We start from the raw sequence: 12,313 nt of genomic DNA on the forward strand, positions 1-12,313 counted from the left end.
GCAATTTTAGTTACTGTTCACTCGTACCCCGTTCCAGTAACGGATTTTGCCGATGCTTCGCATTCCAAATCGGCAAAATCTGCTGCCACCACTGTATCATACAGCATTTTCAGTTCAGAAAATGCCTGCCTGTGAACAATAACCAATTTTACACTACCAGATTTGCTGCTCCAATGATCCCGGCATCATTTCCAAGTGCAGAGGTCACGATGTCGGCAATATATCCATGACTGCCACCGAAACACATATCTTTCACCAGATCCTTAAGCGGTGCGGTCAGATTTTCTTTCTGCGCAGCAACTCCTCCGCCAAGGATCACCTTTTCCGGCCGGAACGTATTTATCACATTTGCAATTCCGCATGCGAGGTAACCCTCATATTCTTTTATAACTTCCATGCCAGCTTCATCTCCGGCTTTTGCGGCGTCAAACGGAATCTTACCATTCATCTGTTCCAGGTCATTTTTACACATCTCATTCATGACAGATTCCGGGTGCTCTGCTGCCTTTTCCCGTGCGATCCGAAGAAGTGCAGACGCAGAGGCATATGCTTCCAGGCAGCCTTTTCTTCCACAGGTACAGCGAACGCCATCATGGCGTATAGACAAATGTCCTAACTCACAGCCTCCCGGCATCCCACCGCGAAAAATCTTTTTATCCAGGATCACTCCACTGCCCACACCCGTTCCAAGTGTCAGAAGAACTGCATTTTCTGCACCTTCTGCCGCACCGGCATATACTTCTCCCAGTGCCGCAGCGTCCGCATCATTGGCAATTTCAATTCCCACATCCAGATGTTTTTTCAGTTCTTCTACGATTGGTACATTTTCCCAGCCAAAATTATTAGAATACAGGATTACTCCCCGCTTTGCGTCGATCGTTCCCGGACTTCCAATTCCGATCCCCTCACACTGTTCCAATGTCATGCCTGCATTTTCAAGCATCTGTTGTACGGCATCTGCCATGCGTTCCACCAGCATCTGATACGGCACCGTCAGATCGGTTGGAATTGTGATTCTCCCAATAATCTCATTTTCCTCATTTACCAGCCCCATTTTGATGGACATACCGCCCATATCGATCCCCAGTTTCATTTTTTCCTCCTTTTTATATGTCATTTATATATCATTTGCATATTATTTATATTTATTAATATATCATATTCAAATCGAATATATCATTTTGTTGTGTATTTGTAAAGACAAGACTTACACGCAACGGAAAATTACTGCTCACCATGTTCCCAACGAAAAAAAAACATCTGCTTTCTCCGTTTGATGCGGAAAAAGCAGATGTTTTTCTGTCAGAAGCAGGTACTATTTCCCTGCCTCTTCCAATATCTGTTTCTGTACTTTTTTGCTGAAACCGTGCAGCACGGTATCATACGCAAAATCTATCATATTATAAAGTTCCTTCTCCGGGAAATCATCCAGATAGATCGTGTTCCAGTAAGGTTTCTGAACCTTCGAACAATGATATCCTTCCATGATCTTATCCGGGTAGACCATCCGGTAAAACTGTGCGGCATCCGCTGTGCATTTTAATGTAATTTTATAGTTTCCCTCATCCGGATATAACTGCGCAAATATTTTATCATTCAGTTTGTAGCAGACCGGCACTTTCCCAAACGGGTATGCTTCACATGCCTTATGCTTACTGAGACAATATGCTTTGATATCTTCTGCCGTCATGATTTTCGCCTCTTACTTCTGTTTTTCTCTTATCTTTCATTACTTGAGATATTCGATCAATTCCTCACAGCGTGTCATGGTAAGTTCTGCTGACTTATCATAATAAGCTGCTGTTCCAGCACTTCCATCCCCATACTCATCCGAAGCAGCCTTTGCTTTTGCTTCTTTATCTGCGATCCAGGTCCGCTGTTCTTCAAGTATTTTCTGATACGCGTTCTCATCCGTATCATTCTTTATGAGATTCCAGATATAATTCAGACACTCATCCATGACCTCATATCTTTTTTGGGAATCATCGTTTATCTCACTCTGTGACTCCGCTTTATCGATCTCATCCGTCCAGTATTCATAACTTGACGTATAACTCTCAAAAGTTGTCTGTGCATCCTCTAATGGGGACAGTTTCTTATAAGAATAGATTCCCTCTTCCTGTCCCTCATTTACAAGTGCCACCATCGTAAGCTCTGTATCACTTTTGTTTGCCATGGAAAGCCAGGAATATGCCTCTTCCGAAATTTCGCTGACCGGTGTTCCCTCCATATAGACCAGAAAAGTATCTGTACCAGTCAGTCCATATGCATCTGAATAAACATACTTTGTTCCATCTTTGATCTCTTCCCTGCCAAATTCATTTTCCTGATAGGAAATATCCGCAAGTGTCATCCGGTAACAATGGTCGTTTACCTGTGTCAGATCTTTAAAATGTCCATTGAATACGCTTGTATACATAGTTCCGTTTTCATAATCGTCCCCGGTAACTCCCATATCGGAATCATGATATTCACCACTGAAATGACCGTCGGAATCAATGGTAAAATCCGTAGCCCATCCACCCGCGCCACTGCAAAACTCGAACTGATATTCTGCAAGATCCGCAAATGTAAGCCCCTCGGTGTTTTCTGTTCCTGTGCCGTTTTGGGCACTCTCCTCTGTGTCTGTATTACTGTCTGCATTATTCTCTGTGGATGCATCTTCCGTATCTGCATTTTCCTCTGTAGCTGATGTTTTCCGGGTACTGTTTTCCGCAGCGTCAGACTGCTGTAATGCACTGTTTTCATTCGATGCCGCTGCACCTGAACTGTTTATATTTCCATTTCCACATGCTGCCACACCGATCAGGAATGCTGCAGTTATAATAGATAATGCCGCTTTTCTCTTCAACTGAATTGCCCCTTTATCTACTTTTCTTTTCTAATTCCCATTGTAATTCCTGCTTACATATTCTTTGATCGGCTCGCTATCCTCCGGCATTCTGCACCCAACGATGAATTCACCTTCATTGTTGGAGCTTCGGATCACGCAGCCGGTCAGCGGCTTATTTCCAATTACTGCAAAATCTTTCACATCCAGCTGGACATTTCTGCCTTTCTGGCTTGCAAAAACATTGTCACGCACAGAAAATGCAAAACCGTTTGCACTGATATTTACCATTTTTCCGGAATATGTTTTATCTGTTCCCTCTAAGCGGATGGTACATGCATTAGAGATCGGCATACGAGGATATTTTCTTCGGTTATATACCTTCGGATTGGATTCAATATGCAGTTTATACTGACCTTTTTCACCCTGTCTGACCGGATGGATCTCAATGTCATCCCAGTAATACAAGACATTGTCAACTACAATATGCAGTTTACATAACTCATGTTTATTCTTCTTGTCAACAAAGTCTTTCACTCCACTTTCTGCGGTTACAAAGAGATCTTTGCCACTGCAGTCCGCAACTTCGCCTGCATACTCTTTTTTACTGCTGTCATCATTTAATGCAATCGTGATCTTCATGCCAGGTTTTACATCCTGTACCCCCATGAATCCGCCGACGCCCAGCTCCTCCATAAGTTTGCCGACAACACTCTCAATATCCAGTGCACTCTTGGCACTTGCCTCGTATTTGCTCAGCATCGTCCTGGTTGTCAGTTCCGCACCATTGATGCTCTGTGTCATGACTTCCATGACTTCGCCGACCTGCTGCATATTGTCCGTCAGTGTCTGGTTGGATGTCTCCACTTCTTTGACTGCGCTGTCTACGACCTTGATGTTTTCGCCAAGGCTTGTCGCATCGTTTGTAATATTTGTCACACTCTGGTTGACATTCGATACTTTTTCAATATTGACCTGGATCAGTTCCACGGTCTCTGAGATGGACTTCATCATCTTCTCGGAAATTGCTTCGAGTCTTGACAATGCTTCCATAATACTGTTGGAGGAAGCCTGTGTTCCACTGCTCAGCTCGCGAATCTCATTGGCAACTACCGCAAATCCCTTGCCGGCTTCTCCGGCTCTCGCTGCCTCGATGGATGCATTTAAAGCAAGTAAATTTGTCTTTGAAGTGATTCCTTCAATCGTGCTGGTCTCTTCTTTTACATTCTTAAACTCAGCCTTAAAGTCTTCAAGCACCTGCTCTACCTCTTTGGAAAGTGCCGCCATCTTATTGGTGATCTCCACTACCTCAACCAGCTCTCCCGCGCTGATGTTGGCATGATCCACAGATGCGCCGATAAGCTGCACCACCTGCTCCATGAGTCCTGCAACATTTTTTACCTGCGTATCGATCACATTGGTCATCTCGACGGAGGAAAGTGTCTTATCATTAAGCACTTCGTTATTGTCTGCAAGATTTTTCATATCTTTCATTACATCATTGGCACCGGTACGGTTCTCGTCTGCAAGCTCTCTCACAACCGTTACACCGTCCACGATCTCATTGCTCGCCTCTTTGACCTGCTCCACAGTCTGTACGACGCGCGCCAGATTAGATTTGATAGAAGCCGTCAATGCACCATCCGATTGTACCAGATGGGCGATTGCCATATTGGTACAGGCATAACAGCAGATAACAATGGCAAACTGCAGGACACATTCCTCGCTTGCGACGAAATCCATCATTCCTTTTGCCAGACCTTTATACAGATTACTCGAAATCAGTACAAATAACGTGATACCCATCATTGTCCGGATAAACTTCGGATCTTTATAAAGGATCAGAATGCATACCAGTGGTAAAATAAATACATAGGAAACTTCATCTAAAGATGTCCACGCAATTACCGCATAAAATATCAGGTAGCCAAGTCCTACCACCCATTTGTAACGCAGACTGTCAGCATGCTTAAATCTCAGTAAGATCCTGCCGCCAAGATACGACAGCCAGCCTGCAACAAAAAATTCTGTAAAATACGCTTCCTTTAACTGTCCCCTGCCGACTTTTATTCCGTAAAACACGGACGCTATCAGCAAAAGTACAAACCACGTGATACTCGCCCTCTTGTTTGCTTTCGCAATAAAAAAACTCTCATCATAATCCTGCATAGCTTTTTATCCTCTCTGTAAAAAATTCACGATACGCTTTTGTTCCAGTGTATCACAAATAAATGGGAATATCTAGAAATTATGCCAGAAATCTGTCCGAACCTGATTTTAACGTGTTACTGTTCACTCGTACCTCGTTCCAGTAACGGATTTTGCCGATGCTTCGCATTCCAAATCGGCAAAATCTGCTGCCACCACTGTATCATATTAAGCGCTCCTAAATAAAAAGCACGCCTGCCACAGAATATTCATCCTGAAACAAACATGCTTTTTATTCATAATCATCAGTCCGAAATCCGGTTCAGTGTGAAATCATCCACTGTTCCCCAGCTGCCCACGTTACACTGGAACCGTACCCCGATCTTAACCGTTCCATCCGTAACCTTAATCTCCTTAATCGTCGGATTCTGCCAGTCATTGTAGGTGGTCAGCATAAACGGAGCCGTCTGCCCGCCATCTGCAGTCACTGCATACAGTTCCATGGACGCATCCGATGACATATCACCGCCCTGTGAAAATACAGACAACTGATACGTTCCATTCTCCAGACCGGTCACTTCCTGCTCAATGGAAAATTCCATATCTGAATCCCCGGACCAAAAGTGAAATGCGGTCTCACCGGAATGTGCATCATCCGCTTTTACCTGATAATCAGTCGGATCGGCTTCCCCTTCATAAGAGACTTTCCACATTGAACGGTTTTTATCTTCAAAACCTGGATTGACCGCATAATTTACCATTTCCACTTCCACATGTGCGGTAACAGTGGTTCCATCTTCCAATGCCCCTTCGATCTCATAACTGCCGGCTTTCGTGGTATCGATTGCCTTCATCTGTGTCTCATTCCAGCTTACAGATTGTTTTTTATTCTGTGAACGGTCATTGTATACAACATCAATACTCTCCGGCAGAACCAGATCTTCGCCTACATTGCAGGAGACGTAAACATCCGGGATATAGTCAACTGCAAGCGGCGCTGTTGCGCCATATTTTAAATACTTAAATACATTCAAAGAAGCCAGTGGGTGTCCGGTAAAATCAAACATTGCCTGATTGTCCCAGGAACAGCCTCCATAGTATAACCCTGCATCATCCGGGTCATACTCAGCCGAATAACTGCTTGCCCAACCGCTTCCGTATTTCTCCCACAGAGCGGAATTATCCGCATCGGCTGATCCGACAGGGATCCATGTGCCTTCCCAGTAAAAGACACCTTCCACTCCGGCCTCATTTGCGGCTGCACAGATATCACGGATCACTGTTGCCTGACTCTGTACCGTTGCACCGTAACCGTCTGTCAGGTCATCGGTTCCTTTCAGGCTGTTGCTAAAACCGTCTCCATCCTCAGATGTATAACAGTAAGAAGTCTCTGCAATATATACTTCTTTTCCGTACTTATCCTCGATCAGTTTTGCTACGTTCTGCATATTTTCATTGGTTCCGTCCCAGAACGGATAGAAGGAAAGACCAAACATATCATAGTCCACACCGGCATCTTTTAAATTTGCTGCCATCGTATCGATCTGGTCATTATCCTCAATGTTCGTATAATGTACGGCAACTTTAATGTCTTTTCCATAAGACTCTGCCACTTCTCTCACTGCCTTACTTCCGGAATTTAAAAGCTGCATCACGGCATCCACATCTGTTTCCCCGGACATACCGTTATTGATCTCATTTCCGATCTGCACCATCCCGACATCCACACCGGCATCTAACAGCTTTCCAAGGCTCTCTGTCGTATAATCATAGAGTGCATCACTCTTTTCATCGACTGTCATACCTTTCCATGCCTTCGGTGCATGCTGTCTTTTCGGATCTGCCCAGAAATCTGAATAGTGAAAATCAATGCAGACCTTCATTCCGTATCTGGTTGCACGCACACCAAGTTTCATGGCAGTCGTCAGATCATTGTTTCCGCCGCCATAGCCATTACCGTTCTCGTCATACGGATCATTCCATACACGCAGGCGGATATAATTGACTCCGGACTGTGCAAGTGTCTCAAACACATCCTGCTCTTTTCCATCGTAGCCATAATACACAGCCCCGCTGTTTTCCACAGAAAGAACTGCGGATGCATCCATTCCTCGGATAAAGTCATCCGCAATATCCGCAATCGGTTGCACAAAAATATCAGACATCTCCGGTCCGTCCGGCAGCGTGAATGTTGTAACTTCTCCCACCGGCTCAACCACATCTTCCGATGTATTGTTCTCCTGTACTTCTGTCTGTGTTTCTGATTCCTGCTGTGCCTCTGATACATCCGCTGTCCGGGCTTCATTCTGTGCTTCTGTTGTTAAAGAAACGTCTTCTGTCTTTGTCCCTGTCGTTCCGACAGAATCCCCACATCCTGCCAGAAGAACAGTTCCAAGACTTACGCTGACACATGCCGCCAGTAGTTTTCTGTAAACCTGTTTTTTCATAATGTTCACCTTTTCTGTGTGTGAAAAAATTTTTTCACACTCCCCTCCATAAGTTTGCTCTTTTTTCCACGATTTCTCTATATTTTTAAGGTACCTGCGGCTGACTGCTTCAGCAACATTCTTCCTCTACAATATAGCGCAATCGGTTGCGCTTTTTTATTTTATAACTTTGCTGTCTTAACGTCAACCTGAGCATGCATTTTTGTGACATTTTTACGACATTCATACTGTCATTTTGGTCAACATTAACATGTGCGATCCCGTGACATTTTTCCCATATTATGGTATAATTTTTGTTCGGCTAAATTACTTTTAATCTGATTACAGGGGAATGAAATTATGAATCTGCAACCCAAAATATTATCCAACGCTTTTTTGATCAACGGGTACACTCCCGCTGTAGATATGATTCTCGTGATCTTATGTATATTACTTTTACTGCTTCTCCGGGAGACATTTATCCGCCGCAGCAGACTTTTTCTGCTTTTTCGCACCTGCATCGCGCTTTTGCTGATTGCAGCCTTCAGCAATTCCTGCTTTTACTATACTGTACTGTATTTCGACAGTGATACCACTTTATGTATTCTGCGTGCAATATATCATTCAAGCCTGCTGCTCATTTTTTGTCTGTATGCGGCTTATTTAAAGATTTTGATTGGTATTCCGGGAAAAACAGGACATATCATGAATATTTTCCTATATTCCTTATATATCATTTTTGCCGTTGTGGATGCACTGTCACCTGTATTGGGTTACAGTTTCTACCGGGACAGCTCAGGTGCATGGCATGATAACCTTTATTTAAAACCGTTTACGATTGCTTACGGGATTTATATGGCGTTTATTTTTTTCCTGTTACTTTATTATCATAAACGCATTCCAACAAGTTTATTCCATATGCTCGTGATCGTACAGTTCATCTGTGTTTTTCTCGTCTGTGCAGAAAACCATTTTGGCAGCAATACCTTCCTTGCCATCACCTTTCTCCTGCCGATCATGGTAATCCTTTATATGGTACATGGAAGTTCTTACAGTATCAAGACAGGGGCCCTGAATGCTGATTCCCTAAACGAATATTTAAACCAGCAGGCGTCAATTCAAATTTCTACTTATTATATGTGTCTCCGTTTCGACACTGATTCCGAATATGTGATGCCGGATGAGCTTGGCAAACTTTTTTTCAACTTCTGGAACGGCTACTTTAAAAACGGACTCCTCTTCCACCCATCTACAGATTTTTTTGTTCTTGCAATTGATGTCAGTGACATCCGGAATGCAGATAAAATCGCACAGGATATGATCCAGAATGACTTTAAACGCCATTTTGAAACTTATAAACTGCCTTATAAGATCGTTATGTTCAATCATTTGGATTTCTGTGAAAACTTAGAGCAGTTTTACGAACTTTTTAACTTCTTTGCAGAACCGATGGAACTAAATAATTTCCGCTCCTGCGACACCGCCGATTATAAAAGTTTTCATGATATGAAATATCTCTCGGCGCAGTTAAAAGATATTGCAGAAAACGGTTCCCTTGATGACGAAAGAGTTCTTGTATACTGCCAGCCGGTCCGCAACGTAAATGCCGGCAATTATGACACCGCAGAAGCACTGATGCGTCTGAAACTAAAGGACACCGGCATGGTATATCCAAACCGGTTTATTCCGCTCGCTGAAAAGAATGGCTATATCCACAAATTAAGCATGATCATTTTAAATAAGACCTGCCGTGCGATCCGGGAATTTCAGGATGAAGGTTACCCGCTCTCCCGTGTTTCCGTAAATCTTTCCATTTCAGAGCTCTCCAATAAGAATTTTATGAAAGAGTTCTGCGAAATCGTAGAGAGAAACGGTGTTGATTTTCATACGATCGCAGTAGAACTCACCGAGAGCCGCAACGATACCGAATACGAACTCGTTCTTGACCGTGTAATGCAGTTTAAATCCCTCGGTGTATGTACTTACCTCGACGATTTTGGAACCGGATATTCTAATTTTGACCGGATTCTTAGCTTAAAACTGGATGTTGTAAAATTTGACCGCAGCCTTCTTCTGATGGCAAATAAGGATGAAAATTCCCAGTTTATCCTGAACTACTTTTCCACTGCTTTTGAAAAACTCGGATATAAAGTACTCTATGAGGGCGTGGAAACAGACGAACAGGAAGAAATTTGTGTAAACAGTCATGCAGACTATCTGCAGGGATTCAAATTTTCAAAACCGATCCCGATTGAAGAACTGAAAAACTTTCTTTCTCCGATACAGGAATAACTTCATTTCTCCTGTATAGCATGGTTGTTACCGTATTTTTTTACAAACAAAAATGTTTTCTTTGCAAATCACTTGACATCATTATCTGATAAAAGTATAATCTGTTCTAAATCATATCAGAATAGTATGAATTAAGAAGAAGATGGAGATTATGAAAAAAAGAAAGGGACAAGTTTTATGAAGGAAAAAGTGATTTCAATTTTACTGACAGCCGTTTTAGCCACAGGAATGGCAGCATGCGGTTCTGACAACAGCGCAGCAGATACTTCCGCAGATAATACAACTGGCAATGCAGAAAGTACAACAGAAGCATCTGATGATTCTGCCACAAAACCTGTACTGACCGTCGGCATGGAAGGAACTTATGCTCCATATACATACCATGATGAAAACGGTACTTTAACCGGTTTTGAAGTTGATATGGCAAATGCGATCGGTGAAAAAATGGGATATGATGTTGAATTTGTTGAAACAGAGTGGGATTCCATCACTGCTGCACTTGATGCCGGTAATTTTGATGCAGTTATGAATCAGGTAACCATTACCGACGAGCGTAAAGAAAAATATGACTTTTCTACACCGTATATTTATACAAGACCGGTTCTCATTGTTGCTGCTGACAACACCGATATCACTTCTTTTGAAGATGTGAACGGCAAAAAAGCCGCAGAAGGACTTACCTCAAACTTCAATGAAATTGCCAAAAGCTATGGTGCTGAAATCGTCGGGCAGGATAAATTCGCACTTGCCATGGAATGTGTTTTAAGTGGCGAAGCTGATTGTGCTATCAATGATGAGCTGACCTATGCTTACTGGAAACAGCAGAAGGGCGGCGACGAATCCACAAAGATTGTTGCTGAATCAGATGACGTAAATGCAAGTGCCGTAATGTTGAAAAAAGGCAATGATGAATTAGTTGAGAAAATTAACACCGCCATTGACGCATTAATCGCAGATGGAACAGTCAAAGAAATTTCTGAGAAATACTTTGGCTTAGACGTATCTCAGCCTTAATATATAGAATTTAAACATGGCAATAGAATGTACTATATCGTTCTATTGTCATGAATTACTATCGTTACAGGAGAAAACTCATGGGATCATATGCATACCTGACAGCGGGTATTATTACAGCAAGACAAGCGGAACTGATGAAAAATGCATTCTGGCCAATGCTAAGACAGGGCCTGCTTTACACGATTCCACTGACACTGGTATCCTTTGCGATCGGTGTCATCATTGCCGTGCTGTGTGCACTTTTTATTATCAACAAAATACCGGTATTAAAACAGATCGCCGGAATCTATATCTGGGTATTCCGCGGAACCCCTCTGCTGGTACAGTTATTTATCATGTACTGGGGTATCTGTAATCCCCTTGGCATCAACAAGTGGGTTGCCTGTATCTCGGCACTCTCCTTAAATGTAGGTGCCTACTCCGCAGAGACGATCCGTGCGGCAATCCTTTCCATCAATAAAGGTCAGTGGGAGGCAGGCTATTCCCTCGGAATGAGTTATCAGCAGACATTCCGCCGTATCATCATTCCGCAGGCTGCTACCGTATCCATACCACCGCTTTTTAACACCTTTATCGGTCTTGTCAAGGATACTTCCCTTGCATCTACGATCATGATCGGTGAGATGTTCCGTAAAGCACAGGAAGCCGCAGCAAGCTCACTCGAATACCTTTGGATCTATATCGAAGTTGCACTTATTTACCTTCTTTTCTGTACGCTGTTGACCGGACTGCAGAAATGGATCGAGAAAAAACTGCGTGTCGGAAAGTAGAGGTAGCATATGTATTCTTTGGATAACATTTATAAATCATTTGACAATAACCAGATCTTAAAAGGTGTCTCCTTAGAGATCCCCAAAAATAAAACCACCGTTCTGATCGGGCCATCCGGTTCCGGTAAGACAACACTGTTACGCTGTATCAATCTGCTTGAAATCCCGGACAGCGGCACCGTGAATGTAAACGGTTCCTCTATGACCTTTCATGAAGGACAGAAAGTAAAGTACAGCAGTAACGAGATTCGAAATATCCGTATGAAAACCGGTATGGTATTTCAGAATTTCCAGCTTTTTCCTCACAAAACGGTGCTGGAAAATATTATGGAAGGTCCCATCACGGTCTTAAAAAAAGACCGTGCAGAATGTGAAAAAGAGGCACTTTCCCTTTTAGAGAAAGTCGGACTCTCCGATAAGCGCGATGCTTATCCGGGGCAGCTCTCCGGCGGTCAGCAGCAGCGTATTGCCATTGCAAGGGCACTCGCGATGAAACCGGAACTTCTGCTTTTTGATGAACCTACCAGTGCGTTAGACCCGGAACTTGAAGTGGAAGTCTTAAATATCATCCGCAGATTAGTCGACGAAAAACAGACCATCGTGATCATTACACACAAGATGTCTTTCGCCAGAGAAGTCGCAGATAAAGTCGTCTTTTTTGATGAGGGAAAAATCTTAAAAGAAGGAACTTACACCGAACTTGAGCAGAGTAATATTCCAAGAATTACACAGTTTTTAAATATGTTAAACTAAACCATCCGTTAATGCTTTGTAAGTACGTAATCATCTGTACCTTGCCTTTAAAAAAAACATGCCGCCCATCAGGGCGG

Annotated in this window: 9 protein-coding genes; 4 read left to right on the top strand and 5 right to left on the bottom strand. The window is 43.0% G+C overall.

Annotated features, from left to right (window positions below; translation table 11 throughout):
- Nucleotides 1–148: 148 nt before the first annotated feature.
- The 5 genes from DW650_RS12775 to DW650_RS12795 all read right to left on the bottom strand — a co-directional run bounded on the left by DW650_RS12775 (nucleotide 149) and on the right by DW650_RS12795 (nucleotide 7,425).
- A complete protein-coding gene (locus DW650_RS12775; RefSeq protein ID WP_015559383.1) occupies nucleotides 149–1,093 on the bottom strand; it encodes an ROK family protein in 945 nt (314 codons plus the stop codon).
- A 222-nt stretch (nucleotides 1,094–1,315) separates the two neighbouring features.
- Entirely contained in the window at nucleotides 1,316–1,690 is a 375-nt protein-coding gene (locus DW650_RS12780; RefSeq protein WP_006856791.1) for an MmcQ/YjbR family DNA-binding protein, read from the bottom strand.
- A 39-nt stretch (nucleotides 1,691–1,729) separates the two neighbouring features.
- Complete coding sequence (locus tag DW650_RS12785; protein ID WP_118210124.1) at nucleotides 1,730–2,851, bottom strand: lysozyme inhibitor LprI family protein; 1,122 nt, start codon at nucleotides 2,849–2,851, stop codon at nucleotides 1,730–1,732.
- Nucleotides 2,852–2,881: 30 nt separating this feature from the next.
- Complete coding sequence (locus tag DW650_RS12790; RefSeq protein WP_118210125.1) at nucleotides 2,882–4,999, bottom strand: methyl-accepting chemotaxis protein; 2,118 nt, start codon at nucleotides 4,997–4,999, stop codon at nucleotides 2,882–2,884.
- A gap of 284 nt (nucleotides 5,000–5,283) precedes the next feature.
- Nucleotides 5,284–7,425, bottom strand: coding sequence for a glycosyl hydrolase 53 family protein (locus DW650_RS12795; protein ID WP_118210126.1), 2,142 nt, complete (start codon nucleotides 7,423–7,425; stop codon nucleotides 5,284–5,286).
- A gap of 339 nt (nucleotides 7,426–7,764) precedes the next feature.
- On the opposite strand from DW650_RS12795, the gene DW650_RS12800 reads away from it, so the two are divergent.
- From DW650_RS12800 to DW650_RS12815, 4 genes are all read left to right on the top strand, one after another.
- Nucleotides 7,765–9,696 carry an EAL domain-containing protein gene (locus tag DW650_RS12800; RefSeq protein WP_243102955.1) on the top strand — a complete coding sequence of 644 codons (1,932 nt, stop codon included), beginning with the start codon at nucleotides 7,765–7,767 and terminating at the stop codon, nucleotides 9,694–9,696.
- A gap of 177 nt (nucleotides 9,697–9,873) precedes the next feature.
- A complete protein-coding gene (locus tag DW650_RS12805; RefSeq protein ID WP_118210127.1) occupies nucleotides 9,874–10,710 on the top strand; it encodes an amino acid ABC transporter substrate-binding protein in 837 nt (278 codons plus the stop codon).
- An 80-nt stretch (nucleotides 10,711–10,790) separates the two neighbouring features.
- A complete protein-coding gene (locus DW650_RS12810) occupies nucleotides 10,791–11,483 on the top strand; it encodes an amino acid ABC transporter permease (RefSeq protein WP_015559376.1) in 693 nt (230 codons plus the stop codon).
- Between the two features lie 9 nt (nucleotides 11,484–11,492).
- Nucleotides 11,493–12,236 carry an amino acid ABC transporter ATP-binding protein gene (locus tag DW650_RS12815; RefSeq protein WP_118210128.1) on the top strand — a complete coding sequence of 248 codons (744 nt, stop codon included), beginning with the start codon at nucleotides 11,493–11,495 and terminating at the stop codon, nucleotides 12,234–12,236.
- Nucleotides 12,237–12,313 lie beyond the last annotated feature (77 nt).

This window comes from Roseburia sp. AM23-20, from assembly GCF_003470905.1.
In the GTDB taxonomy this organism is placed as follows: Bacteria; Bacillota; Clostridia; order Lachnospirales; family Lachnospiraceae; genus Roseburia; species Roseburia rectibacter.

Bases quoted from the DNA above. Each gene is read 5' to 3' on its own strand.
- DW650_RS12780 (WP_006856791.1), bottom strand. From the start codon at position 1,690: ATGACGGCAGAAGATATCAAAGCATATTGTCTCAGTAAGCATAAGGCA.
- DW650_RS12805 (WP_118210127.1), top strand. From the start codon at position 9,874: ATGAAGGAAAAAGTGATTTCAATTTTACTGACAGCCGTTTTAGCCACA.
- DW650_RS12795 (WP_118210126.1), bottom strand. From the start codon at position 7,425: ATGAAAAAACAGGTTTACAGAAAACTACTGGCGGCATGTGTCAGCGTA.
- DW650_RS12800 (WP_243102955.1), top strand. From the start codon at position 7,765: ATGAATCTGCAACCCAAAATATTATCCAACGCTTTTTTGATCAACGGG.
- DW650_RS12775 (WP_015559383.1), bottom strand. From the start codon at position 1,093: ATGAAACTGGGGATCGATATGGGCGGTATGTCCATCAAAATGGGGCTG.
- DW650_RS12790 (WP_118210125.1), bottom strand. From the start codon at position 4,999: ATGCAGGATTATGATGAGAGTTTTTTTATTGCGAAAGCAAACAAGAGG.
- DW650_RS12810 (WP_015559376.1), top strand. From the start codon at position 10,791: ATGGGATCATATGCATACCTGACAGCGGGTATTATTACAGCAAGACAA.
- DW650_RS12815 (WP_118210128.1), top strand. From the start codon at position 11,493: ATGTATTCTTTGGATAACATTTATAAATCATTTGACAATAACCAGATC.